This is a genomic window from Alistipes sp. D31t1_170403_E11 (assembly GCF_015553985.1).
Lineage (GTDB): Bacteria > Bacteroidota > Bacteroidia > Bacteroidales > Rikenellaceae > Alistipes > Alistipes montrealensis.
Window position 1 is genome coordinate 515,499 of the sequence record NZ_JADNHQ010000001.1, and the last position, 26,602, is coordinate 542,100.

Sequence of the window (26,602 nt, forward strand, 5' to 3'; positions counted from 1 at the left end):
GAAATGACGGAACGGGAAAAGATGCTCAGCGGCGAATGGTTCGATCCCCGGGATGCGGAACTCACCGCCATCCGGGACAACGCCACACGCCTGATGCACCGCCTGAACGCCGAACTATGCGGCCACGACGAGGCCTACCGCGCCACGCTGCGCGAGTTATGCCCCGGCTGCGAAGGCTTCATCCGCGAACCGTTCTACTGCGATTACGGGAATAATATCTCGATCGGCGAACATACGTTCATCAACTTCGGCTGCACGTTCCTCGACCTGGCTCCGATCCGCATCGGCCGTCACACGCTGATCGGCCCCAAAGTGCAGTTGCTCACGGCCCTGCATCCGTTCGACGCGGCGGAGCGCCGTGCAGGCCTCGAAGCGGGCCGCCCAATCTCCATCGGCGACGACTGCTGGCTGGGCGGAGGGGTGATCGTCTGCCCGGGCGTCAGGATCGGCGACCGCTCGGTTATCGGCGCCGGGGCCGTCGTCACACGCGACATTCCCGCCGATTCGGTGGCCGCGGGAAACCCGGCACGCGTGATTCGCACGCTGGCTCCGCAGGACAAAACCCAATAACCCGAAGTCCGGTAAAATCATTCGGGGAAAAGTTCTTTTTCTTCCGAAATTAGCTATTTTTGCATAACCATCGAAATTTCGGCTTTTCCGTCATGCACACTGAACGACAAATCCCGCCTGAATTGCTGCAAAAATCACTCGATGCTTCCGGCATCGGATGGTGGCTGCTCGATTTCAGCCGACATGAGATGATCTGCTCCCGACGGGCTGCAGAACTCTTCGGCACGGATCGCACCCGCATATCGTTCGAGGACGTTTACTTGCTGCCCGGAGAGGAGCACCGGGCGCGGATTTATACCCGCTGCGCCGCACTCAAGGTCGTCGACACGCTCGACGAAACATTCGTCACGGCGAACGGAGGCAAATGTGTGCAGACCAAATGCATCGAAGTTCGCAACGATCCGCGGACCGGCGACCGCACCGCCTTCGGAACCGTGCGCAGCGTCGCGGACGGCACGCCCGAAAACGAGGAATCAGCCTCTATCAACGAAAGCTACAAGGCCATACAACGCAATTACAGCCACCTTGCACAACTGATCGAGCACCTGCCCATCGGCTACGTGCGCGTCAACATTCTGCGCGACAAACAGGGCGAAGCGGTCGATTATCTGATCTCCTACATCAACCAGCAGGCTGGCAAGATATTGGGCATCCGTACGCAGGATTACGCCGGGAAAACAGCCCGCGAAACGGGAGCAGACCCCTACGAACACCTTCCGACATTCATGCGGATTCCCTCCCGGGCCTTTTGGGACTACACCTGGAAAAGCCCGGACGGAGGACGTATCTGCCGTTGTTTGATCTACAACACCCCCGGCGACGACGACGAACTGGTCATCCTGCTTGAAGATATTACCGACGCCACGCAAAGCCGCGAACGGCTGGCAGATTTCGAAAACCTGTTCAACATCGTCTCGGACTTCGCCCGTGTCGGCTGCGTCAGCTACAACCCCTGCACGGGCGAAGGCTACGTTAAAGGCCCCTGGGTGGTGAACTACGGAGAACCCGCAGACACGCCCGTTTCACAAATCATCGGGACCTGGCGCAACGTCCATCCCGACGACCGCGCACACCTGAAACAACTGCTCGAACGGCTCGAGCGCGGGGAGATTTCGTCGTGCGCCGAAGAGGTGCGCGTTATCATCCCGAACAAGCCGGTGCGCTGGCTTATGGTCCATGTTCTCTGCCGCGACTACCGTCCGGCAGAGGGCGTAATCGACCTGGCATGCGTCAATTACGACATCACCGAACTCAAACGCACCGAAGAGGAACTGCGCAAAGCGAAGGTGCGCGCCGAGGAGTCCAACAATCTCAAATCGGCATTCCTGGCCAACATGAGCCACGAAATCCGCACTCCGCTGAACGCCATCATCGGGTTCTCGGAACTGCTGGCGAGCGAACGCAACGAAGAGACCTGCAAGGAATACGCCGACATCATCCTGCGCAACAACACCCTGCTGTTGCAGATCATCTCCGATGTGCTGGACCTGGCACGCATCGAATCGGAACGCATGGATGTCGTGCGCATGACATTCGACGCGCGGGATTTCTGCCTGGAAATCGCCGACCTGCTCCGCAGCCAGTGCCATCCCGATGTGGAACTGCGGGTGGAAGAAGGTTTGCCGGAACTCCTGGTTACGGAACACAGGCACGGCCTCAGCCAGATCGTCGGCAACTTCGTGCGCAACGCGTTAAAATTCACAAAAAAAGGCTCGGTGACGATCGGATACCGCCGCCTTTCCGGGGATGTTCGTTTCTACGTCCGCGACACGGGCATCGGTATCGCCCCCAAAGATCAGGAACGCATCTTCGAACGTTTTGTCAAACTCGACACTTTCACCCAGGGGACCGGACTCGGGCTTTCGATCTGCAAGTCGATCGCCGAACAGCTCGGCGGTTGCGTCGGGCTCGATTCCGCCGTAGGGGAAGGTTCCTGCTTCTGGATCGACCTCCCGGCCAGGGAATAATCCGCGCCCCACACCGGAAACAAGGCCCGCAGCAGGACAAGCGCCCGTTTGCGCACATAATACGGCAATCGGACCTCGAAGCCGGACAGGAAGCGCGGCAGCGGTCAGACGCCCCATAAGCGGGCGTCCGTTCCGGCATTCTATAAAACGGGGCTAAAAAACCTATTTTTTAAATCTTTTTTATATCTTTGCAAATTGTCATAAAACAGCAAAGAAATTTCTTACCGATATGAAGTTCAAGGAGTATAAAGGCCTCGACCTGGCCGGCGTAGCCGCCGATGTGCTCGGCGAGTGGGACGCACGCGACACGTTCCACAAAAGCATCACGACCCGTGAGGGACACCCCACGTTCGTATTCTACGAGGGTCCTCCCTCGGCAAACGGCATGCCCGGCATCCACCACGTCATGGCCCGTACGATCAAGGACGTTTTCTGCCGCTACAAGACGCAGCAGGGCTATCTCGTGCACCGCAAGGCGGGCTGGGACACCCACGGGCTGCCCGTGGAACTGGGCGTCGAGAAGAAGCTCGGCATCACGAAGGAGGACATCGGCAAGAAAATCACCATCGAAGAATATAACCGGACGTGCCGGGAGGCTGTGATGGAGTTCACAGGCGCTTGGGAGAACCTGACGCGCAAGATGGGCTACTGGGTGAACATGGACGATCCGTATATCACCTACGACAACAAATACATCGAAACGCTGTGGTGGCTGCTCAAGCAACTCTTCGACAAGGGCCTGCTCTACAAGGGCTACACCATTCAGCCCTATTCGCCGGCCGCCGGAACGGGACTTTCGACCCACGAACTGAACCAGCCGGGCTGCTACCGCGACGTGAAGGACACGACGTGTACGTCGCAGTTCAAGGTAGTGCGCGATGCCAAGAGCGAGAAACTCTTCGCGGGAGTCGAAGGCGACCTCTACTTCCTGGCCTGGACCACTACGCCGTGGACCCTGCCGTCGAACACGGCGCTGGCCGTAGGCCCTGCCATCGAATACGTGAAGGTCAAGTGCCGCAACCCCTATACCGACCAGCCGCAGACCGTCATCCTGGCCAAAGAACTCCTGGGTTCCTACTTCACCAAGAAGATGGAGGGAACCTATGAGATCATGGAAGGCGTATGGAAAGGCCCCGAACTGGAAGGCATCCGCTACGAGCAGTTGATTCCGTGGGTGAAACCCATGGGCGACGCGTTCCGCGTTATCGTCGGCGACTACGTGACCACTTCGGACGGTACGGGTATCGTGCACATCGCTCCGACGTTCGGTGCGGACGACGACCGCGTAGCCAAAGTCGCAGGAATCGCACCGCTCTTCATGGTCGACTGCGCCGGCAAGAACCAGCCGATGGTCGACAAGCAGGGCAAATTCTTCCGGATCGAAGACCTCGACCCGGAGTTCGTGAAGACGAACGTGGATACCGAAAAATACGGGGAGTATGCAGGCCGTTACGTGAAGAACGTTTACGACGAAAGGCTGTGCGATACCGATCCGACGCTCGACATCGACATTTCGGTGATGCTGAAAGCCGAGAACAAGGCTTTCAAGATCGAGAAACACACCCACTCCTACCCCCACTGCTGGCGCACGGACAAACCGGTGCTCTACTACCCGCTCGACTCGTGGTTCATCCGCACCACGGCGCTGCGCGACAAGATGATCGAACTGAACAAGACGATCCGCTGGAAACCCGAATCGACCGGAACCGGCCGCTTCGGCAAGTGGCTCGAAGGATTGGTGGACTGGAACCTTTCGCGCTCGCGTTTCTGGGGAACTCCGCTGCCCGTATGGGCCACGGAGGACTACTCGGAGGTGAAGTGCATCGGTTCGGTGGAGGAACTGATGGCCGAAATCGAAAAGTCGATCGCCGCGGGTGTGATGAAGGAGAATCCCTACAAGAATTTTAAGGTCGGGGACATGTCGCCTGAGAACTATTCGACGGCGAACATCGACCTGCACCGCCCCTATGTGGATTCGATCGTGCTCGTCTCTTCGAAGGGCGAGCCGATGAAACGCGAATCGGACCTGATCGACGTATGGTTCGACTCGGGCGCCATGCCCTATGCGCAGGTGCACTATCCGTTCGAGAACAAAGCCGGATTCAACCGGGTTTATCCGGCCGACTTCATCGCTGAGGGCGTCGACCAGACGCGCGGATGGTTCTTCACGCTGCACGCCATCGCCTCGATGCTGTTCGACTCGGTGGCCTTCAAGAACATCATTTCGAACGGTCTGGTACTCGACAAGAACGGCAACAAGATGTCGAAACGCCTGGGCAACGCCGTCGATCCGTTCGAAGTGCTCGACACCTACGGAGCCGATGCGACGCGCTGGTATATGATCTCCAATTCGCAGCCGTGGGACAACCTGAAATTCGACAAGGACGGCGTCGACGAAGTACGCCGCAAGTTCTTCGGAACGCTCTACAACACCTACTCGTTCTTCGCCCTCTACGCCAACGTGGACTCTTTCACGGGCCGCGAACCGGAGGTTCCGATGGAGAAACGTCCTGAAATCGACCGCTGGATCATTTCGCTGCTGAACACCCTGGTGAAGGAGGTGACCGAATCGCTCGAAGGCTACGACCCGACCCCGGCGGCCCGCGCCATCCAGGAGTTTGTGGGCGAGAACCTCTCGAACTGGTACGTGCGGCTCAACCGCAAACGTTTCTGGGGCGGCGGCATGTCCGAAGACAAACTGGCGGCCTACCAGACCCTCTACACCTGCCTGGAGACCGTCACGATGCTCGCAGCGCCGTTCGCACCGTTCATCTCCGACCGCATCTTCACGGACCTCAACGCCGTGAGCGGCCGCCACAAGGACGAATCGGTACACCTCTCGACCTTCCCGAAGGCCGACGAGAAGCTGATCGACGCACGCCTCGAAGACATGATGTCGCTGGCACAGAAAGTATCGTCGATGGTATTGGCCCTGCGCCGCAAGGTATCGATCAAGGTGCGCCAGCCGTTGACCAAGATTATCATTCCGGTGCTCGACCCCTCGACGGCAGAACATATCTCGGCCGTGAAGAACCTCATCATGGGCGAAGTGAACGTCAAGGAGGTGGAACTGATCGAAAAAACGACCGGGCTGATCACCAAACGCATCAAGCCCAACTTCAAAACCTTAGGGCCGCGTTTCGGCCAGTACATGAAGCAGATCGCCGCCCTGACCGCAACCTTCTCGCAGGAGCGCATCGCCGAGATAGAGGCCGCGCCCGAAACGGTGCTCGACCTCGGAACTGCGCAGATCACCGTGACGCCCGCCGATTTCGAGATCACCTCGGAGGACATGCCCGGATGGCTCGTCGCATCGGAGGGAAAATTGACCGTAGCGCTCGACATTACCGTCACGGAGGAGCTGAAAGCGGAAGGTGTGGCACGCGAGTTGATAAACCGCATCCAGAATATCCGCAAGGATTCCGGATTCGAGGTCACGGACAAAATCCGCGTCGAGATCGAACAGAAGCCCGTCGTGGCCGACGGAATCGCAAAATTCGCCGGTTACATCGCTTCGCAGACCCTTGCCGTGGAGGTACGCCCTGCCGCCGAACCGGCAGGCGAGGTGGTCGTCGAGACCGATGTGGACGACCAGCCGCTGCGTATCGCGGTGACCCGGATATAAATCCGATTATACAGAGTAAAATTTGGTATATTCGGAAATATTGCTTAATTTTACTTAAACCTTAAAGAGAGTAGACGACTATGGCAGACGAAAGAACCAGATACAGCGATGCCGAACTCGAAGAGTTCAAGCAGCTTATCCTGAAAAAGCTTGAGAACGCACGCGCGGACTACGAGCTGCTGCGCGCCACGATTACCCATACGGCCGACAACGATACGGAAGATACGTCCCCGACGTTCAAGGTCCTGGAAGAAGGCGCTGCAACCCTTTCCAAAGAGGAAAGCGGTCGTTTGGCTGCCCATCAGATGAAATTCATCCGCAACCTCGAAATGGCGCTCGTGCGCATCGAGAATAAAACCTACGGCATCTGCAAAACGACCGGAAAACTCATTCCCAAGGAGCGCCTGATGAAGGTTCCCCATGCAACGGAATGTATCGAGGCCAAAGAGGGCCGCAGATAAACGGAACGAAGAGGGGGCTTAGAGGCCTCCGAATCGGACAGCAAGTGGAAAAGACGACCTTCGGGCCGTCTTTTTTTGTGCCGTACGGGAGGGAAAACAGAGTGCGGAGAAACAAGGCGGTTATAACAGCAGCGGAAGGATGTGCAGGCAAAGGCGGCAATAAAAGAGGACAACGCGGCCATGAAGGGCGGAAAAGATCACAGCGCGAGCAACAGCCGGAATCGCGGCAAAACAAAAAAAGGACCGCCCTTTGCAGGGACGGTCCCGGTATCACGGCATCGAAGCCTTATTCGGTATAATGAAGATACCAGTCGGTATTCTCCCTGCCTTCGGACTCCACCCATTTGGTAAAGCCGAGGTAGTGCTTGTAGATGGGCTTCGACTCCTGGGTTACCCGGAAGCCATCCATAGCCTCCACACTGTCGTAGGCGATCTTGACGGCCCACGGAAGCTGCATCCCGCGGTCTTCCCCCTCTTTGGCCGTAATGTTCTCGAACGTGATGTAGAAGAGGCCCAGTTCCGGGTTCGACCGGTCGTGCGTACGCTTTTCGAACCACTCCATGTTAACTTCGGGCGAAGGCTTATACTCGGTGAGGTGCACCTCTTTGCCCGATTCGCCTCCGGCAAGGATAAACGGATTGAACGGAGCGTCGACGTAGGAAGCTGCCGGAATCGGGGTCCGGTAGGTATAGTTGGCCGTGAAGGTCACCTTTTCGGCCTTATTGGCATAATTCAGCAGTTTGTCGGCGACATAGACGATGTTGTTCGTGCGGTCGATCATCGGAGCGGGAGCGCCCGTACCGCCGGTAAAGGTCACATCGGCATTTGCAACGTTGTCGTCGACATAGGCAAACGTGTTGTTCAGCGAAGCGCCCGAATGGAAAATCGTAAAGTCGACCTTGGCGGAGACGATCTCGTTCTTCGAATTTTTGGTCTTCCCGGCAACGTATTTGACCACCACGTCGTTCATGTCGAAGTCCCCCTGGAAGGGCCAGATGTCCTCAAAGAGCAGCACTCCCTGATTGGTCACGGTTACAGGCTGGGGATCTTCGGGATCGACATCGGGAACAGGATCCGTGATGGCGCTCGGCACGGATGCCTGCACATTGAACACCAGGTCGAGGTAATCGCGTTTGGTTTTGTCGCCCGTTCCGTCGTCGAAACCGATGACTACGAAATCGCCGACTTTCAGCACGGCCGTATTCGGATACTGCGTAAGGCCCGGGGTCGAATAGTTCGCTCCGTAACCGGCAGCCGGATAACGCACGAGTTTCTGTGTTTCGGGATCGACAGCCAGATTTTTCCTCATGTCGAAACCGTCGCGGTAAAGCACCCAGCCCACCGAAACACCGGCCGGAAATTTATCGTGCATCGCTCCGTCGGCATCCACATATTTCAGTTTCACGCCTTCGCCCTTATACATCGAACCGATGTCGTACATATACGAAACCTCGATTTCAAACTTCTGCTCGATAGCGTTGGCGATTGCGATCGTCTGGAACTTGATGTCACCGACGCTTTTCGGCGGGTTGGCCGTGTCATAGCAGTAATAGGCCAATACATTGTGGTAAGCGCCCCAGTTCTGGATAAAGATCAGGTCCAACTCGGTCTCCTTCGAAACATGGATGTCGCCCGAAGAGAGGAACTTATCGTCGACGATTCCCATACCGTCGCCGGGCAGGGCCGTGCGAATGGCGTTCATGACATCGCCCGATATTTTCAGTGCATCCTTGCCTGCGGCATCGCTCCCGAACCGTGACTTGTCGACATAACTCATATCGGCCGGCCGACCGAAAAACTTGACCTGCTCACCGTTCGCAAGCGTCGTGACAGCGCCGTCGATACTCATGTGCCACTTGCCCAGCGTCAGGGTCCGGGACGTATACGCTTCGGGCTTGAAATAAGCGGTCTGAACCGTATTCATCGGAACGGATACGGCCCGCGTCGATTTTTTTGCAGCAGCACCCGTGGCAGCAGTTCCGGAAATACCGACAGCGACGGGAGTCGAGATCCGGCCGTTCTCCACCCGGGCAACCCGGAACCGCGAATCGACTCCGGCATACGGCGTGTAAATATAAATTTCCTTCACGTAGGCAGGAAGCGCCAGCGGTTGGTTGTAGGAGCCTTTGGAATCCGTAAAGCCCTTTTCGATAGGTTCAACGCCCTTTTTCAGAACTGCCTGGCCATCGCCATCGGTTTCAAAGGGGTTCTCAGCATAGACCTCAAAACCGACGACATAGCCCGCAGGCGTATCGTAGCTGAAGTTCAGATTGGAAGTCGAGACAGTCTCAAAATTGAAGACAGGACCATTTACTTTTTCGGACGGGCCTGTGCCGACCGAATTGTCCTTCACACAGCCGAATTGTACAAAAGCGGCCGCTAAAAGCGACAGTAGAGACGCAACTCTCATAAATAATTAGTTTTTAGTAAATAACGCCACGTCGATAATACGATATCGACCGGGCAAATGTAAATATAATTTCGTCAATTCCGCTCTTTTTCTGATCACATCCGATAAATATTTTTACCGATAGCGCCATCAATTTTACTTATACCCCGTTGCAATGCATTCCGGGGCAGAAAACTCCGATTCTGAGCCATATCCGCGATCTATACCTGCCGACGGTACGAAATAAATGCGGCTGCCGGGGTCCGAATCCTCAATTTAGGCCTCTGGACCGCACTTTTTGCCAAAAAAATCCGTTATCTTTGAACAATGTTCGTTCGGTTTTGCATATTCGTTCTGATCCTGGCTGTTACGGAAACCGTTGTTTTTGCCCGCACAGCAGGTCCCGGTATGCATACACCCGACCGCTTCACGCCGGACAGCGCGCGCGTGGCGAATCCCGACGCATCGGCACGCAACCAGCGCCTGTACGACAGTATCCAGTCGAAAACCAGCCGCCGTGCCGTACCCCGCATGCTCTACCGGATGCTCTTCGTAAAGCCCGTGCTCGACACGACGATGAGCGGTCGCGTAACCGACGAAAGCCGCCTGCTGGAGCCCTACACCGGGAAAACCATCGGCGACATCACCATTGAGCGGGAACAGATCTTCGAACCCGGCGGCAACTGGCTCGAACGCACGGCCAACAAGACCCACATGCTCACGCGCGACCGCGTCATCCGGCGCGACCTGCTGTTCAGTCCCGGCGACACGCTCAATCCGCAGCTCATCGTGCGCAACAAGCAGTTGATCCGCTCACGCGGCTACATCGCCGACATCGACGTGACGGTGCTCCCCGATTCGCTGGACTCGACGCGTGTAAACCTCCACATTACCACACGCGACAGTTGGACCATCTCCGTCGACGGAGGAATCCACTCCGAAGGACGCACGATGGTCGGCCTCTCGGACGCCAACATCTTCGGCTCGGGCAACAAACTCAAATTCATGACCAACTTCAGCCGCAAGGACTTCTCCTACGGCGGCAACATGGTCGAATACGAAATCCCCAACCTGCTCGGAACCTTCTACACCGCAGAGTTCGGCGCCGGGCGCGATTTTTACAACTCGACGCTCAACATGGGGCTGCGCAAGGAGTTCCTCAAGCCCACGGACTACGAAATCGGCCTTACGTACAGCGACATCAAGGCCAAGCGTTACATGATCGAGCAGGACACGTCGCTGCTGGTGAAGGAGCGCAACCTCGACGCCTGGGGCGGCTATTCGCATTACCTGCGAAGGATCAAATCGAGCGTTTACCTCTCGGGACGCTACAACTACCGCCGCGTCAGCCGCAGGCCGCTCGTGGCTCCGGATTTCAACCCCGCGCTGCACGACCAGGACGCCCTGCTGGTCAGCGGAGGTCTCTACCGCGAGAAATTCTACACGGCCAACATGATCTACGGATTCGGTACGCGCGAGTACCTCGCGGCGGGTTACAAAGCCGAACTGACGACGGGCTATTCGTGGGGCGAATTCAACGACGCCCTGTACCTCGGCACAAGTTATGAAACGGGCGGATTCAGCAAACTGGGGTACATCATGGGCGGCTTCACGCTCGGAAGCTACATCGACCTCGACAACGGCATGTGGCAGCGCAGCGCCATCGATATCGACCTGAGGTGGTTCTCGAACCTGTTCCTGTTCAAACGCAGCCGTATCCGCCAGTTCCTCGCCTTCAACTACACGCAGGGCTGGAACCGTTCGACGGGCAGCGACGAGAGCATCCGCTTCACGCGCGTCGACGGACTGCAGGCCCTCAAAGAGTATATCATCGGAACCAACCGCATGATCCTCAACACCGAAACGGTGGTATTCACCCCCTATCAACCGTTGGGATTCCGCATCGCCGTCTTCGGATTCGCCGACTTCGGACTGATCGGCTACTCGCCCAACATCTTCAAGAACGACTTCTTCACCTCGTTCGGACTGGGCGTGCGGCTCAGAAACGAACGGTTGGTGTTCAACACCATCCAGATACGCCTGGGCGTGGCCTTCGGCAAACGCGGGCTGGTCGAGAGCGAGTATTTCCGGCTCTCGAACTCGACGCGCATGGAACAATACCGCTACCGCCCGACGCGGCCCGAAATCGTCGAATTCAAATAAAAAGGCACAAAAAAGGGGAGGGATCAAAATTTGATCCCTCCCCTTTCGTGAACTTTTTATTTTGCTTATGGTATTGGTTATAAGCCTTTCCTATTTGCGGGCGCGAATCTCGACTACGCCCTTACGCCCCTTTTCGCCGTAACGTTTCACGGCCTCATCGCCTTTATAGACGGTCATCCGCTTGATCCGGCCCGGCTTCAAAGCGTCGACATCGGCCTGCGTGGCCTCCTTGCCGTTGATGTAGATCAGCGCGCCTTCGGGGAAAGCGCCGCTGACCGTTACCCGGCCCGTGGTGACCGAAACCGAATTCTCCGGTTTTCCCTGGACGGTTATCTTTTCGACACTCCCGGCGGTTTCATCCAGGGTTTTCCGCGTTTCGGACAACTGCGAGGCTGTCTCTTTTTGGGCCGCTTCGAGTTCCTTCTGGGCCTGGTCCAAAGCTTTCTGAGCCTGCTTCCAAGCGTCCGAATCCATGTACTTGCGGGCTTGCTTCAGCCCCTCACGGGCGGCTTCTATTCCGGCGGTCCCGGTAGAGAGGGCGGCATTCGCGGTTCGTACAGACATCTCCTTTGCATCGGCGGCACGTTTGGTCGTAATCGTTATCACGCCGTCGTAACCCATGTCCGCATATTTCGAAGGCATCGAGTTCTCCTTAAGTACGGAGATATTTTCGATCTCATTCGGATCGACCGAGTCGATCTTATAAACCTGCACGCCGTCGACAATATAAGCCGGATTCGATTTCAGCGACGAGTTGCTTTTAACCGTAAACTGATACGACTTCGCAATTCCGTCGGTATTCAGTTCGACCGTTCCGCCTTTCGGCCTCGTACCGTAACCGATCACCCGCACTTCGTCCGGCTTGTCCGTCCCGGCAGTATCCACCCGGGTAATCTTCACGACTTTGCCCTTCAGTCCCGCAGCCTGCACCGCACCGCCCGGTTCGCCCGTTTTTTTGAGTTCTACAAGAATCACGCCGTCTTTGCCTTTATCGCCGTAAGTCGCTACAGCCGTCGAATCCTTGAGCACGGAAATCGACTCGATACGGTCGGCATTGAGGCTGTCGAGCGTCTTCACCTCCCGGCCGTCGACCAGAATCAACGGCTGTTTCCCGTCGCCCGAAAATTTTACCCCCGAAACGCGGACCGTAACGGTTTCTTTTTTACCTTTGTCTTCCGGAAAGACATACGCGGTTCGGGCGAAAGCCCCGAGGGCAACGCCCATTAACGGCAGGAGAAGGAGTACTTTGGCTCCGGCCCACCGCGACGATTTTTTGCACAACATCATGGTAATACGGTTTTTAAGTTTACTGTGATTGAAGCTGTTGGCGACTGAGTACCACCTCCCGCCGGCAGCTTTCTTTATTAATAACAACTGATAACTCCGGGCATCGACGCCGCTGTCGAGCACGGCCTCGTCGGCTTCGTATTCGTGGATGGCCCGCAGTTCGCGGCGCAGCAGCCACATCGCCGGGTTGAACCATTGCAGGCAGCCCGCAACGTCGGTCACGATCAGGTCGAACGAATGACGCAGCCGCAGGTGGGCCCGCTCGTGGAGCAGGATCGCATCGCCGTTCTCGGCCAGGTCTTTTTCGGACATCACGATATAGCGTCCCCAACTGAAAGGCATTACGGCCTGTTCCGTACGCACCAGCACGGCCTTGTCCTCCAGCCGTTCACGGCGTCCGCTGCGGATCAGGCGCAGCACCCCGACGAGCGAACAGAGCGTCCACAGCAATGTTGCGGCGGCCCCGACAAGGAATGCCGCCCCGGCCAGCAGTTCCCACGGAAAAGGTTCGGGAAGCGGCTCCGCCACGGTTGTAGCCACAACCCCTTCTTCTGCCGGGAGTTCCGGGAGGACGGGCATTTCGCGATAGACCGTAATCACACACAGCGGCAGGACGAACGAAAGAACCATTGCCCCCAACACCACGATCCGGTTGAAGCGGTGGAATGTCTCACGGCTCAGCAGCAACTTGAAAAAGAGGTAGAAAACAGCCAGGCAAACGCCGACTTTCAGGCTGTAAATCATCAGGTCGTACATGGCTTTACCGGTTTTGGTTTTCGATACGGTCGATCAGTTCGCGCAGTTCACGGACCGAAATCTTCTCCTCCTCGACCAAGGCCGAGACGGCTCCGAGATAGGAATTTTCGAAATAACGGTTGATCACGCTGCCGAGCGTCGAACGCGAAAACTCCTCTTCGCTCACCACCGGGTAGTACTGGTAGGTGCTGCCGAACGAATTGTGGCCGACGTAACCTTTGGTTTCGAGCGCGCGAACCATCGTCGAAAGGGTGTTGAAATGGGGTTTGGGATCGGGCGAAAGAGCGACCAGTTCGCGTACGAACAGCGGTCCGTGCTCCCAGAAGCAGCGCATCAGTTCTTCTTCCCTGCGTGTCAGTTTTTCCATAGCGTCATACCGTTAATCTTGTCATCGGGAAAGGGCGCATATCCGGCCCGGAAACCCGGAAACCTTCCATTACCCCCGTAACCCAGGTCTTACATGAGCAAAGGTAACTAAAAAATATTCACATACAACTATTTTACATAGTTTTTTAACTAAAAAATTTAGTTAATCTGTTTTTTCCGGATTTTCAAGATTAATACGTATATTTGAATCATGGTACTCATAGCAGACAGCGGATCGACCAAATGTTCGTGGATAGCCGGCGACGGCGCACACCCGGCGCAACTGCGCACGCGGGGAATCAACGCCGTGCAGCACACGGCCGAACAAATACGCGAAGTCCTTGGGGAACTGCCCCCATGCGACGGCGTGACGGCCGTGCGGTTTTACGGCGCGGGATGCGGCCCGACCTTTCCGGAAGCCAGCGAGAAATTGCGCCGGGAGTTGGAAGCACACTTCAAAACGGACGACATTGCGATCGAATCGGACCTGCTGGGCGCCGCACGGGCGCTCTGGGGCCATGGGGAGGGCATCGCCTGCATCCTCGGCACAGGGTCCAACTCCTGCTGGTACAGGGACGACCGGATCGTGCAGCACGTCTCCCCGCTGGGTTACGTGCTGGGCGACGAAGGCGGCGGAGCCGTATTGGGGCGTAACCTGGTGAACGGCATCTTCAAGGGGCACATTCCCCTGAAAGAGGAGTTCCTTGCGGCACACGGGCTGAGTTACGAGGAGATCATCCGCCGGGTCTACCGCGAACCTTACGCCAATCGTTTCCTGGCCTCGTTCGCACCTTTTATATATGCACACATAACCCGTCCCGATATCCGGGAGATGGTACTCGCATCGTTCCGCGACTTTGCGGCCCGCAACCTGAGCCGTTATCCGGCAGGACTCCCGGTATCGTTCGTAGGCGGCGTGGCGGCCCATTTCGAAGCGTTGCTGCGCGAAGCGCTGGAAGCGGAGGGTTACCGCGTGGAAACCATCGTAGAATCGCCCGCCGAAGGGCTTTTGAAATACCATCATGGAACATAGAATTACGGAACAGGCCTCGGTTTACGACGACCTGCAGCAGATGTCGGTACACGACATCCTCACGGGTATCAATCGCGAGGACGCCCGCGTGCACGAAGCCGTGCGGCAAACCATTCCCGTCATGGAACAACTCGTCGAACGCATCGTCGAACGCATGCAGCGCGGCGGCCGGATATTTTACATCGGCGCCGGGACGAGCGGCCGGCTGGGCGTCACCGACGCTTCGGAACTGCCTCCGACCTACGGCGTGCCGTTCGATTTGGTGATCGGGCTGATCGCCGGAGGCGACGGAGCCCTGCGGCGGGCCGTGGAACATGCCGAGGACGACACCGAAGGAGCCTGGCGCGACATGGCGCCCTACCGCCCCACGGCCGACGATACGCTGATCGGCATTGCGGCATCGGGAACGACGCCCTACGTAATCGGCGGCCTGCGCGAAGCGCGTCGTCACGGGCTGCTGACGGGATCGGTCACCTGCAACCCCGCTTCGCCCGTAGCAGCCGAAGCGGAATATGCGCTCGAAGCGGTCGTAGGACCGGAGTTCGTGACCGGTTCGACCCGCATGAAGGCCGGAACGGCCCAAAAGTTGATGCTCAACATGCTGTCCACAGCCGTGATGATCCGCCTGGGGCGCGTCGAGGGCAACCGCATGGTAAACATGCAGTTGACGAACGACAAACTCGTGGCGCGCGGCACGCGGATGGTGGCTGAGGCTTCGGGGCTCGACGAAGCCGAATCCCGGAAACTGCTGCTCCGCTGGGGCTCGGTGAAACAGGCATTGGAACACGTAACGGAATAGGTTAAAATGGCAAACCTCTTTTCCAACCGCGAAATACGCGCGATAGCGGTATTCCTGCCGCTGGCAGGGCTGCTGATCGCAGCCCTGCAACTCGTGCGCCCGGCGGCCGATCCGGCTGCGGCACGCCTCGCCGAAGCGGAGATGGAAGAGGCAATGCCCGCAGACAGCGTCGTAATGACGCACTTCGACCCCAACACAGCCTCGCTCGACGAACTGCGCCGGCTGGGGCTGACCAAACACGAAGCGGTAAGCCTGCTGAAATACCGCGCAGCGGGGAAGGTATTCCGCATTCCCGAAGACCTGACGCTCTGCTACGGCATCAGCGACTCGCTCTACCGGAAACTCGAACCGTGGATCCGCATCGGCCGCAAATATGCCATTGCGCCCCACGAATACCGCACCGAACGCATCCTCCCCGAGCCGCTGGCTCCCCGTCCGTTCCGCATCGACACCGTGAGCGCCCGTTACCTGCGGGCCATCGGAGCCCTGTCGAAACGACAGGCCGACGTGTTCATCCGCTGGCGGGACCTGAGCGGTATTTACGACATGGAGGACCTGCGTGAATGCTATGTCGTGAGCGATTCCGTGGCCACGGCGCTGGAACCTTACGTCATCTTCCCCGAACGGAAGGTCTCCCCGGTCGAACAGCCTATCGAACTGAACACGGCCGATTCGGCGGCGCTGCGGTCGGTTACGGGCATCGGACCCAAAACCGTGGTGGCGATCATGCACTACCGCGAACGGCTCGGCGGATTCGTCCGCGCGGAGCAACTCGCAGAGGTTCCGGGAGTCAGGGAACGCAATTACGAAAGAATTTTGAAACAAATTTACTGCGATAGTTGCAAAATTCGGAAAATTGATATTAACTTTGCAAGCCCGAAAGTGTTGGGGAGACACCCCTATATAGCACCGCAGGCATTACGAAAATTGCTGAAAGCAAGACAGTTGAAAGGAGGTTGGAGTACCGCTAAAGAATTAGTAGAACAGAACATATTGACCCGCGGGGAGGCAGCACGGCTGGCTCCGTACCTGCAATTCGGGTCAGACAGCGGACCTGCCGACGAGTAAAACGACCATTTTCGGGGAAGATGCATCCAGGATGTACACCCCGCAGTTTTCAGACGAAAAAACGAATTTAAAACAATAAAAAACAAAGAATATTATGATTATCATGCCGGTAAAAGAGGGCGAAAACATCGAGCGCGCCCTGAAGAAGTTCAAACGTAAATACGAGCGCACGGGCGTCCTGAAGGAGCTCCGCCGCCGCCAGTACTTCACCAAGCCTTCGATTGCGAAGCGCGAGGCGATGCAGCACGCCGTATACGTGGAACACATGTACCGCGACGAGGAATAGGCCCTACGGGCTTCCGAAAACGGACGACTCTTTTCTGAGTCGTCCGTTTTTCTTTGCGGCAGCATATCCCGACACCGGGAATCGGGAAGGCCTTACTTCAAAAAATCGGCCCGCAGGGGCGAAAAGATGTCGAGGATCGTCCCGGCTTCGAGACAAAGCAGTTCATGCGGCTCGTCCGGGGCGACATAATATCCGTCGCCGGGACCGAGCAGCCGCCGGTCCTCTCCGACGCAGGCTTCGAAACGCCCGCTCACGACATAGGTAGCCTGGGAGTGGTAATGCGTGTGCCGCGCACCGACGGCGCCTTTTTCAAAAGCCACTTTCACCACCATAAGGTGCGGATCGTAGCCCATAATCTGGCGGCGGAGTCCTTCGCCGCAGGATTCCCACGCCGTTTCGCTTTCGGGAATAAAGGTGTTGCTTCGGGTTTTCATCGGTCTTGGTTATTTGCGAGCGATGCGATCAGCGTCGCCATGTTATCGATATAAGTCTTCAGGCAGACGCCTTCCACCGGTTCGGCGACCAGCGAAGCCGTGTTGTGCGGATCGCCGAGGGTCTGCTCGTAGGTATCGGGAACCGGATCGTCGGCATGCCCCGGTCCGATATAGGGGACCAGCACCCAGTTCAGCGGTCCGATCCAACGGCCCTCGCCGTCGAGCGAGGAGAGGATGTCGCCCACGCGCGCCACGTCGGCGGCGGCAATGGCCGGGGTATGGTAGCGCGGCAGTTCCAGACGGCCGTTGCCCAGCAGCGGGGAGTCTTTGGTGGCTTCGGCGACGGGAAGTGCGCAAAGCGCATCGTACTGCCGCTGGAGATCGTCGATATTGATTACGACGAGCGCGGCGTAATGACCGATGACGTTGTGCGGATTCTGGTCGATATAGTAAGTTCCGTTATCCACGTGTAACCCTTTGCGGTGCATGTACAGCGGCGTAAGCGTCCCGGGCTTGACGAAACGCGGACAGAGCAGGCGTCCCTTCCCCGGCTTGCGGCCCAGATCGGCCGCCGAAGCCTCGTCGAGCGCCGCGGCACGCAGGAAATCAAACGCCGCGGGAATGCCGTCGAGGAATTTACGATCGCCGGTCAGGCGGTAGAAATCCATCAGCAGGCGGATGCAGTCGCGGGTGCGGACGGTGGAGACCGCCGCCGGCTCGAAGTCGCGCGCCTTGGCAGGCGTGAGGTCGAGGTAGTACTGATCGGCCCAGCCCGCCGCGGGGGTTCCCTGCTGAAGGGTCCGCACGCAGTTCATGGCGCGGATCAGCGGCTCCGTGGCCCGGGCATCGCCCATCACATAGGCCACGTGCATCAGAATCTCGATGTTATTGGGAATTACGTCGTCGTTAAACGTGATGCAGGCCGAATAGTCGGGCGTGCCGTCAGCATCGGGGTGGTCGTCCATCAACGGCCAGCGCTGGGGCCATCCCCCGACGGGATACTGGCTTTCGAAGATCATCCCGATAGCCTTGTCGAGGGCCGGCTTGAACTGCGGGTCGTACTTTTCGAGGTAGATACGCATCAGGAAATTAAGCGCCGAAGCCGTCACGTCGTCATCGAAGGTGGCATTGCCGTAATAATGGCCATGCTCGCCCATGCCCCACGCATTGCGGCCGATGGTCTCGAACCACCGCCGCTCGGAGGCCGCCCCGGCCAGATCGAACTTGTAGTTCCAGCCTCCGCAGGGAAGCTGCCCCCGGATAAGGATGCGGGCCGAACGCACTGCCATATCATAGTAGTATTCATCGCCCGTGGCGTGATAGGCGTCGATCATCAACTGCCCCACTTCAGGCGTGCCCTTCTCGACCCAGACCATGGTGGGATAAGCCTCCAGTTCGCCCCAGCGGCGCGAAAGGTCCGTAGTGTAGTTCCAGACGAACCCGCCGTCGGTACTCACACGGTCGTACATGAATCGGGTGGCTTTTTTCATAGCCGGAAGCACCTTTCCGGAGTCGTTTTTCGGCGCAGCGACAACAGCCGACAGTCCGGCCGATAATAGGATCGACAATAGAATACGTTTCATTCGGTTCAGAGTTTTGCTTGGTTGTTCTGTGCATTGGTAATCGTTTCGACCAGGCTGTTCAGGTAACATTCGAGCCAGGTATAGCCGCTTTCGGAGTCAATTTTCGCAGCATCCGCAGGATCGGCTGGATCGAGTCCGTGCTGCTGCTCCCAGGCATCGGGAATACCGTCGCCGTCGCTGTCTTCCGGGACGGACGACTGCCGGTACTCGGGCCAGCCGCCGACGGCACGCTGCGTATCGACGAAGCCGCCCGTACTGCCGTTGCCGCCGTCCGTCACGGCAGCCGTTCCGGTACGCACGTCGCGGACAATGCGTTCGTCTACGGCGTCCCTCACATGCGAAGCTCCGGCCCACGCCAGCACGAGCGTATAGGCACGCTGCGCGTCATGCGTCGTGGTATGGCCTTCGCCGAGGCCATTGACGGGCATCGGTTCATCCAGCAACGCTCCCTTCTCGCCGCCGGTCTTCGCATAACGAACCCCGTCATAGTTCGACCGCGTGATCTCGCGGTTGCCCTCCATGACATTCCCGGACATGTAGAGCGTGGGATAAGCCGATTCGTAATAGACTTGTCCCTCCTTGTTATGAAGGTCCGGCGTACGTCCGTAAGCGGTGATAAATGCCGCCGGACCCTTAGCCGGGGTCGCCGGACCAGGCTTGTAATAGTTGCCTACCATGTTGAAACGCCCGCCTTCGCCGCCGTAGGTATTGTTGGAGCCCCAGTTGTAGACGACGTTATTCCGGAAATCCACCACGCCGCGGAAATCGTCCAACGCTACGTTGGGCAGGTACAACAGCGGATGGTCGAAACGCGGATTGCGGCTGTCGTGCGAAGCGAGGAGATTATGGTGGAACGAGGCGTTCTTTCCGCCCCAGATACCGCCGTAGCCGTGACTGCCCTTGGCGTGCAGCGAGCGGCGCAAGCTCTCGGAGAGGATGCACCACTGCATCGTGAAGTTTTCGTTGGCATAAAAGGAGGCACATTCGTCGGTACTCCAGCTGATCGAACAATGGTCGATGAGGATATTGCGGTGGTAACGGCCGCCGAGGGCATCTTCGTCGTGCGCAGCAACCCCCATTTCATCACCCATACGGAAACGCAGGTAACGCAGGATAACATTGTCGGCCCGCACGGCCACACCGAAACCCGCGATGCAGATTCCATCGCCGGGAGCGCTCTGCCCGGCAATCGTCACATCGTTACCCGTGATATTCAATCGCTTCTGGAGACGGATGACACCGGAGACCCTGAACAGAATCGTCCGGGGATATTTGCGGGTCACGGCCCAGCGCAGCGATCCCTCCTGGTCGTCGTCATCCAGGCGCGTTACATAGAGCACGCGACCGCCGCGGCCGCCCGTGGTATACATGCCGCCGCCCTCCGCACCGGGAAAAGCCGGAAGCGACACGGCCGGCTGCGGAGATTCCGCAGCCGGAACGCCAGGCACGCAAACAGCCGGGGAGTCCGTCCGGGAATGCGACGAAGTCCGCCCGACAGCCTGCGGACCGGTATCTTCCACGTGCCGCCACGAAATACCGGCCATCGAAACAACCGGAACGGTAAGCAGCAGGAACAGAAACAGTTTTTTCATATTTTTATCGGTTTTTCAGGTAGTTTCAGGCCTTTCGCGTCTTCGTTAACGTTAACGGAACGAAAAAACAAAAATACGATAATAAATCCGGTTTCCAAAAAATTCGGACCGGAACAACTTTTTTTTACTCTTCGGCGAGGTAGAAATCGACATTATAGCGTGTCAGGATATCGATCGTGCTGAAATTGTCGCGGCGACGCGGACGCTGCCGCAACACCAGAAAGTCGATCAATGACTTTACAGCTTTAAACGCCTCTGTATCTGTACGCTCTGCGATAAGCACAGAGATCGTACCATTCTTCAGAGCCCGTATATTTGCCTGAAGCATATCGAAGCCCAGCAACTTTTTGTCCCGGATTCCACGAATTTCCATCCAGTCCGAAATCAAATGCGCACGCGAATTAAACGTGATGATATGCTTTACATCGGGGTGTTCCTCGAAAAAAGCATCGAACAACCGCATGTTATAGAGGAAATCAAAGGGCGACATCGAACAGTCGGTGAGTGTGCAGCCGGGATTGTTGTCTTTCAAATAGGCCAGAAACCCCCGATGGCGGTTGAGCGTCGAATCGTTGGGAGGCGCCTCTCCGCGGTCGATATTGAAGCTGACAACCTCTTTTACGGCCGAATCATTACCCACAAGCAGGTCTGCGGCCAAATAGCCGCTCTCGAAAAGCGGCATGCCGAAATAAGCGAGGTAGTCGGTATTTTCCGGCTTCGTGTCGATATATGCGACCGGAATCGATAACGATGTCAACTGATGCACCAGACGGATGGTCTCTTCCTTATAAATAGGTGCAATGAAAAGGGCGTCGGGCTGCACGCCGATCGTATTGCGGCAAGCCCCGCGAAACGACTCCAACTCGAACTGGTTGTAGTAGAAAATCTTCAGGTCGATATTGAGCCCCTGCGACTGTTTTACGGCCCTGGTTATCCCATTATAGACCAGTTCCCAATACTCGCCGGTCTGGAAATAAGGGATGATGGCAACGATAGTGAACTCTTTCCTGCGCGACAGGATAGAAGCGTATATATTTGGTTTATAGCCTATTTCGTTAATTACTTTGAAGACCTTCTCCCGGGTTTTTTCCGAGACGCCCTCGCGGTTGTGCAACACGCGGTCCACCGTACCGATCGACACTCCGGCCGCCTGCGCGACCTGCTCCATCGTTGCTGTTTTATCCGATTCAATCATAGCCGACAACCTGATAGATTTGGGTTGAAAAAGTAGATTCTTTGAGTTTAACGAGTGTAAATATATCATTTTTTTTACGAAAAATTTGCATCTGGACTGAATAAATTATAGATTTGTAAACGTTAAAATATTCCAAAAAGCCTTTTACGCCCGACCACCAAAAGATCAACATATTTACAACCAACAATTTACACCACAATTAAACTCCAGAATAAAAACCGTGTACGTTAACGAAAATAAACCGAAAGAAACTTCAGTTCTATGAAAACCTCCCGATATTTCGGAATTCTCTTCGCCGCAGCCCTGCTATTTTCCGCAGGCGCATCCCGCGCCCAACAACGAATGCGGCTGTTCACCATCGGCGACTCGACCATGTCCTATAATAACAGGCCTTATGATCCGGCCTACGACCGGGGTTACGGCTGGGGCGACGCACTCAAACGGGTATTCGACACGACACGCCTCGAAATCCATAACTGCGCCCGCTCGGGCCGCAGTTCGAAAAGTTTTATCGACGAAGGGCTTTGGGACAAAGTGCTCGCACAACTGATGCCGGGCGACTGGCTGCTGATCCAGTTCGGCGGCAATGACCAGAAAACCGATCCCAAGCGCCATACCGACGCCGAGGCCTCGTTCCGCGACAATTTCCGCCGCTTTATCCGCGAGGCCCGCGAAAAAGGCGCCCGGCCCCTGCTGGCAACGTCGGTCGTACGCCGCCGCTTCGACAAGGAGGGAAAACTGATCGACACTTACGGCCCCTACATCACGGCTGTCGAGGCCGTCGGAGCCGAATGCAACGTTCCGGTCATAGACCTCAAAACGGCTACGTGGGAGCTGGTCGAACAGGCCGGCGTCGAAGGTTCGAAGCGCTATTTCAACCATATCGAACCGGGCATTACCGAACGTTTCCCCGAGGGCAACGCCGACAATTCGCACTGGAACTACGACGGGGCCTACGAGGTGGCCCGGCTTTTCAGCGCCGAACTTACCGAAACACGGCATCCGCTTGCCGCCTACCTGCAGAAATAAACCGTATACAACTATGAAAACTCTAAAACTTTTCCTCTGTGCATTGCTGCTGCTCCCGGCAGTGAAGGTCCTGGCCGAAGGCCCGGCGACGCTCTACACCATCGGCGACTCGACGATGGCCGAAAATACCAAGTGCGACGAAGACCCGGGCGATCCGGGCCGCGGCTGGGCCGAACCCCTGCAACGATTCTTCGATCCTTCGCAACTCGTCGTGCGCAACTGCGCCGTTTCGGGCCGCAGCACCAAGAGTTTTATCGACGAAGGCCGGTGGCAGAAGGTTCTCGACCGCATCGCCCCGGGCGACCTGCTGCTGATCCAGTTCGGGCACAACGACGCCAAGAAAAGCGACCCGAAACGTTACACCGACCCCGAAACAAGCTTTAAGGAAAACCTGCGCCGTTTCGTCAGCGAAGCCCGTGAAAAAGGCGCGACCCCGATCCTTGCAACCTCCGTCGTACGGCGGCAGTTCAACAGGGACGGCACGCTGCGCGATTCCCACGGACGTTACGTTCCGGCCGCCGCCGAAGTGGCTGCCGAACTGAACGTTCCGCTGGTGGACATGAACCGCCTGACGGGCGAACTCGTCCAGAAATACGGTCCCGAGGAGTCCAAAAAACTCTATCTCTACGTCGAACCCAACGTCGCCGAACGCTTTCCCGACGGCAATGCCGACGATACGCATCTCTGCGTCCGCGGAGCCGAGGAGTTCGCAACGCTCTTCGTCGAAGCCTGCGCCGCCTCGCACAACCCGCTGGGCAAATACGTGAACCCAACCCCCAACCGATAACCAACCCCCAACCTGAAACCGCTATGACCAAATTTTACCTGACCCTGTGCTGCCTGCTGTCCGCCCTTCTACCAGCGGCGGCCCAGCAGTTGACGGGCGTCGTGACCGACATCAACGGCGAACCGCTGCTCGGCGCCGTGGCGGCCCTCAAAGGCAAAACCACAGCTACGACGACCGGAGCCCGAGGCGAGTACGCTTTGCAGGGCGTGGACCTGCGCAGGGATACGCTCGTCTTCACCTACGTCGGGATGAAGAAACTCGAAGTGCCCGTCGCAGGCCGCACGAAAATCGACGTACGGCTCGAAGAAATGAATACGTCCATCAACGAAGTAGTCGTGATCGGCTACGGAACCGTGCGCCGCGCCGACCTCACCGGGGCCGTTTCGTCGGTTTCGGCCGAGGACATCGTCCGCACTCCCGTCAACAACATCGCTGAGGCCATTTCGGGTAAACTGGCCGGCGTACAGGTGCTCACCACCGACGGAGCCCCGGACGCCGAGGTGTCGATGTATGTCCGCGGGCGTAACTCCATCACCCAAAGCAGTTCGCCGCTCTACATCGTGGACGGCTTCCCCGTCTCGTCGATCTCCGACATCTCGCCCTCGGACATTCAGTCGATCGACGTACTGAAAGACGCCTCTTCGACAGCCATCTACGGCTCGCGCGGCGCCAACGGCGTAATCATGATCACGACCAAAAGCGCCCACCAGAACGGCGTCAAGGTGTCGTTCAACGCCTATGCGGGACTGAAATACGTGACCCCGATGCCCGACATGCTCGATCCGTACGAGTACGCCCTCTGGCAGTACGAGCAATCGGTCTACCGGAACGCCGTCGGTTCGATGTACGAGCCCTATTTCGGTGTCTACGAAGACATGCACCTCTATAAGAACTATGCGGGCAACGACTGGAAGAAGATCGTCTTCGGGCGCTCGGCCACCACGCAGAACTACAACGTGGCCCTCACGGGCAAAGGCGACAAGATGACCTACTCGGCCAGCTATACCCGCCAGATGGACGACGCGGTGATGATCACCTCGGACTTCGTACGCGACAATTTCACCTTCAAATTCCAGCACAAGCCCTCGCGCAAAGTCACGCTCGACTTCCAGACCCGCTTTTCAGACACGAAAATCTCAGGATCGGGCGCCAACGAGCAGAGCGGCGGACGCAGCAGCGACCCGCGCATGCGTTATGTCATGCAGTATTCGCCGATCCCGCTCAAAGGGCTCTCGATGGAGGGTTTCGACGACGACGAATTCTACAAGAACAGCGGCCTGTTCACCCCGACGGAATATATCCGCGACAACGACCGCATCCAAAAACGGCGCAACCTGGCGCTCTCGGGCGGTTTTAGCTGGACCATTGCCAAAAACCTGGTTTTCCGCTCGAACCTCAACTTCGAATTCAACTGGAACGAGAACCAGCGGTTTTTCGGCATCACGACCTACTATGCGCGCATGAACTCCGTGGTTAAGGACCATCCGGCCATCGAACTGACGAATACCGATTCGCGCCGCATCTCCAACTACAATACACTCAGCTACGACTTCAAGGACCTGCTGCCGAAGAAACACCGGCTCAGCGTGCTCGTCGGACAGGAACTGAACACGACCAAATCGCGGACGCTGACCACCGACATCGACGGATTCCCCGTCACCTTCTCGTCGCGGCAGGCGTTTCGCTTCACGACCGAAGGCACGGCCGTATCGACCAATAACTTCTATGCAACGCCCGACAACCTGTTCTCGTTCTTCACGCGTATCAACTACTCCTACGACGACCGCTACCTGGTAACCGGCACGCTGCGCGCCGACGGATCGAGCAAGTTCCAGAAGAGCGAGCCCTGGGGTTATTTCCCCTCGGGAGCCGTTGCCTGGCGCATCTCCGAAGAGTCGTTCCTCAAGGACGCCGAGTGGCTTTCGCAACTGAAGCTGCGCGCCAGCATCGGACTGGCGGGCAACGACAACATTCCCGGCGGCCAGACCCTTGCCGAATATACGTCCGACAACACACAGTTGCTGCCCTTCGAAACATCGGTCTCCTACTGGTCGCAGGGCAAGTACATGACCAATCCCGACCTGGTGTGGGAAACCACCGTATCCCGGAACGTGGGACTCGATTTCGGGTTCTTCAACAACCGCCTGAGCGGTAACCTGGACCTCTACCTGAACACCACGCACGACCAGTTGATCCTCTTCCCCATCAAGGGCGCGGGCTACACGCACCAGTACCGCAACATGGGCAACACGCAGAACAAAGGTCTCGAACTGGCGCTGAACGCCGTGCTGGTCGACAAACGCGACTATTCGCTGCAATTCTCGTTCAACATCGCCATGAACCGCAACAAGGTGCTCGACCTGGGCGGACTGGACCGCATCGAAGCCTACTCTTCGTGGGCCTCGACACAGATCGACTACGACTTCGTAGTGATGCCGGGCCAATCGCTGGGACAGATCTGGGGATATGTCTCCGACGGCCGTTACCCGGCTTCCGACTTTACATGGACCGGTTCCTCGTGGCAGGCCAACGAAGGCGTGCTGGACAATTCCCACATCGCCGGCAACGGCTGGGGTCCGGGCGCCGTGCGGTTCCGCGACCTGGGAGGCGACCCCGACGCCATTTCGGCCGGAACCGACCGCACGGTGCTGGGCTGCACGCTGCCCAAGGCTACCGGCGGTTTCTCGCTGGCGGGACGCATCAAGGGATTCGACTTCAACGCCAACTTCACCTATACGCTGGGCAACAAGATCCTCAACGTCAACAAAGCCGAGTATACCTCGACGGCAGGCTACCGCTACCAGAACCTGCTCACGACGATGGATTCCCGCAACCGCTGGCAGAGCATCGACGCCGCAGGACAGCGCATCACCGACCCGGCTCTGCTGGACGAAATCAACCGCGGCACTTCGATGTGGACCCCCATGAGCGCTTATCGCTACGTCAGCTCCTACATCGTCGAGGACGGTTCGTTCCTGCGTCTCAACTCAGCTACGATCGGCTACTCGCTGCCCGACGCACTGCTGCGCAAAATGCGACTGAGCCAGTTGCGCATCTACGTCACGGGGACGAACCTCTTCTGCTGGACCGGCTACTCGGGCTTCGACCCCGAAGTAGACACCCGGCGCTCCACGCCCCTTACGCCCGGCGTAGACTATTCGCCCTATCCCAAGACCCGGGGCTTCATTGTCGGACTTAACCTTACCTTCTAA

The 26,602-nt window shown here is 57.6% G+C and carries 19 protein-coding genes; 12 read left to right on the plus strand and 7 right to left on the minus strand.

Annotated features, from left to right (window positions below):
* Nucleotides 1-3: 3 nt before the first annotated feature.
* From I2E69_RS02025 to I2E69_RS02040, 4 genes are all read left to right on the plus strand, one after another.
* Nucleotides 4-570 (plus strand): sugar O-acetyltransferase, encoded by a 567-nt coding sequence (locus I2E69_RS02025; RefSeq protein WP_195458478.1) that lies wholly within the window; start codon nucleotides 4-6, stop codon nucleotides 568-570.
* Between the two features lie 122 nt (nucleotides 571-692).
* The gene (locus tag I2E69_RS02030) at nucleotides 693-2,537 is read left to right on the plus strand and encodes an ATP-binding protein (protein WP_229095327.1); all 1,845 of its coding nucleotides are present in this window, start codon (nucleotides 693-695) and stop codon (nucleotides 2,535-2,537) included.
* Nucleotides 2,538-2,766: 229 nt separating this feature from the next.
* Nucleotides 2,767-6,162, plus strand: a complete 3,396-nt coding sequence (gene ileS, locus I2E69_RS02035) for an isoleucine--tRNA ligase (protein ID WP_195458480.1) — start codon at nucleotides 2,767-2,769, stop codon at nucleotides 6,160-6,162.
* 80 nt (nucleotides 6,163-6,242) lie between these two features.
* Nucleotides 6,243-6,623 carry a TraR/DksA family transcriptional regulator gene (locus tag I2E69_RS02040; RefSeq protein WP_009598700.1) on the plus strand — a complete coding sequence of 127 codons (381 nt, stop codon included), beginning with the start codon at nucleotides 6,243-6,245 and terminating at the stop codon, nucleotides 6,621-6,623.
* A gap of 286 nt (nucleotides 6,624-6,909) precedes the next feature.
* Here I2E69_RS02040 and I2E69_RS02045 read toward each other — a convergent pair whose 3' ends face one another.
* Nucleotides 6,910-9,033, minus strand: a complete 2,124-nt coding sequence (locus tag I2E69_RS02045) for an LruC domain-containing protein (protein ID WP_195458481.1) — start codon at nucleotides 9,031-9,033, stop codon at nucleotides 6,910-6,912.
* 306 nt (nucleotides 9,034-9,339) lie between these two features.
* On the opposite strand from I2E69_RS02045, the gene I2E69_RS02050 reads away from it, so the two are divergent.
* A complete protein-coding gene (locus I2E69_RS02050) occupies nucleotides 9,340-11,175 on the plus strand; it encodes a POTRA domain-containing protein (RefSeq protein ID WP_195458482.1) in 1,836 nt (611 codons plus the stop codon).
* A gap of 90 nt (nucleotides 11,176-11,265) precedes the next feature.
* On the opposite strand, the gene I2E69_RS02055 is transcribed toward I2E69_RS02050, so the two are convergent.
* Nucleotides 11,266-13,218 (minus strand): M56 family metallopeptidase, encoded by a 1,953-nt coding sequence (locus tag I2E69_RS02055; protein WP_195458483.1) that lies wholly within the window; start codon nucleotides 13,216-13,218, stop codon nucleotides 11,266-11,268.
* Between the two features lie 4 nt (nucleotides 13,219-13,222).
* Nucleotides 13,223-13,585, minus strand: a complete 363-nt coding sequence (locus I2E69_RS02060; RefSeq protein WP_195458484.1) for a BlaI/MecI/CopY family transcriptional regulator — start codon at nucleotides 13,583-13,585, stop codon at nucleotides 13,223-13,225.
* Nucleotides 13,586-13,795: 210 nt separating this feature from the next.
* Here I2E69_RS02060 and I2E69_RS02065 point away from each other — a divergent pair, with 210 nt between their 5' ends.
* The 4 genes from I2E69_RS02065 to rpsU all read left to right on the plus strand — a co-directional run bounded on the left by I2E69_RS02065 (nucleotide 13,796) and on the right by rpsU (nucleotide 16,770).
* Nucleotides 13,796-14,617 (plus strand): ATPase, encoded by an 822-nt coding sequence (locus I2E69_RS02065; protein ID WP_195458485.1) that lies wholly within the window; start codon nucleotides 13,796-13,798, stop codon nucleotides 14,615-14,617.
* Nucleotides 14,607-15,416: an N-acetylmuramic acid 6-phosphate etherase gene (locus I2E69_RS02070; RefSeq protein WP_195458486.1), complete on the plus strand. Its 810-nt coding sequence runs from the start codon at nucleotides 14,607-14,609 to the stop codon at nucleotides 15,414-15,416. Before I2E69_RS02065 ends, I2E69_RS02070 begins: the two co-directional genes overlap by 11 nt.
* A gap of 6 nt (nucleotides 15,417-15,422) precedes the next feature.
* Nucleotides 15,423-16,484: a helix-hairpin-helix domain-containing protein gene (locus I2E69_RS02075; protein WP_195458487.1), complete on the plus strand. Its 1,062-nt coding sequence runs from the start codon at nucleotides 15,423-15,425 to the stop codon at nucleotides 16,482-16,484.
* A gap of 94 nt (nucleotides 16,485-16,578) precedes the next feature.
* Complete coding sequence (gene rpsU / locus I2E69_RS02080) at nucleotides 16,579-16,770, plus strand: 30S ribosomal protein S21 (protein WP_010263190.1); 192 nt, start codon at nucleotides 16,579-16,581, stop codon at nucleotides 16,768-16,770.
* 92 nt (nucleotides 16,771-16,862) lie between these two features.
* Here the strand turns inward: rpsU and I2E69_RS02085 are convergent, their stop codons facing one another.
* The 4 genes from I2E69_RS02085 to I2E69_RS02100 form a co-directional block, all read right to left on the minus strand.
* Complete coding sequence (locus I2E69_RS02085) at nucleotides 16,863-17,204, minus strand: cupin domain-containing protein (RefSeq protein ID WP_195458488.1); 342 nt, start codon at nucleotides 17,202-17,204, stop codon at nucleotides 16,863-16,865.
* Nucleotides 17,201-18,787 (minus strand): pectate lyase, encoded by a 1,587-nt coding sequence (locus tag I2E69_RS02090; protein WP_195458489.1) that lies wholly within the window; start codon nucleotides 18,785-18,787, stop codon nucleotides 17,201-17,203. The genes I2E69_RS02085 and I2E69_RS02090 overlap by 4 nt, the downstream gene beginning before the upstream one ends.
* A 5-nt stretch (nucleotides 18,788-18,792) precedes the next feature.
* Nucleotides 18,793-20,379 carry a pectate lyase gene (locus tag I2E69_RS02095; protein WP_195458490.1) on the minus strand — a complete coding sequence of 529 codons (1,587 nt, stop codon included), beginning with the start codon at nucleotides 20,377-20,379 and terminating at the stop codon, nucleotides 18,793-18,795.
* A gap of 124 nt (nucleotides 20,380-20,503) precedes the next feature.
* Nucleotides 20,504-21,574 (minus strand): LacI family DNA-binding transcriptional regulator, encoded by a 1,071-nt coding sequence (locus I2E69_RS02100; RefSeq protein ID WP_195458491.1) that lies wholly within the window; start codon nucleotides 21,572-21,574, stop codon nucleotides 20,504-20,506.
* A 261-nt stretch (nucleotides 21,575-21,835) separates the two neighbouring features.
* On the opposite strand from I2E69_RS02100, the gene I2E69_RS02105 reads away from it, so the two are divergent.
* The 3 genes from I2E69_RS02105 to I2E69_RS02115 are packed head-to-tail and all read left to right on the plus strand — an operon-like array spanning nucleotide 21,836 to nucleotide 26,602.
* On the plus strand, nucleotides 21,836-22,603 hold the full coding sequence (locus I2E69_RS02105; RefSeq protein WP_195458492.1) for a rhamnogalacturonan acetylesterase: 768 nt from the start codon (nucleotides 21,836-21,838) through the stop codon (nucleotides 22,601-22,603).
* A gap of 13 nt (nucleotides 22,604-22,616) precedes the next feature.
* Nucleotides 22,617-23,390, plus strand: a complete 774-nt coding sequence (locus I2E69_RS02110) for a rhamnogalacturonan acetylesterase (RefSeq protein ID WP_195458493.1) — start codon at nucleotides 22,617-22,619, stop codon at nucleotides 23,388-23,390.
* A 23-nt stretch (nucleotides 23,391-23,413) separates the two neighbouring features.
* A complete protein-coding gene (locus I2E69_RS02115) occupies nucleotides 23,414-26,602 on the plus strand; it encodes a SusC/RagA family TonB-linked outer membrane protein (protein WP_195458494.1) in 3,189 nt (1,062 codons plus the stop codon).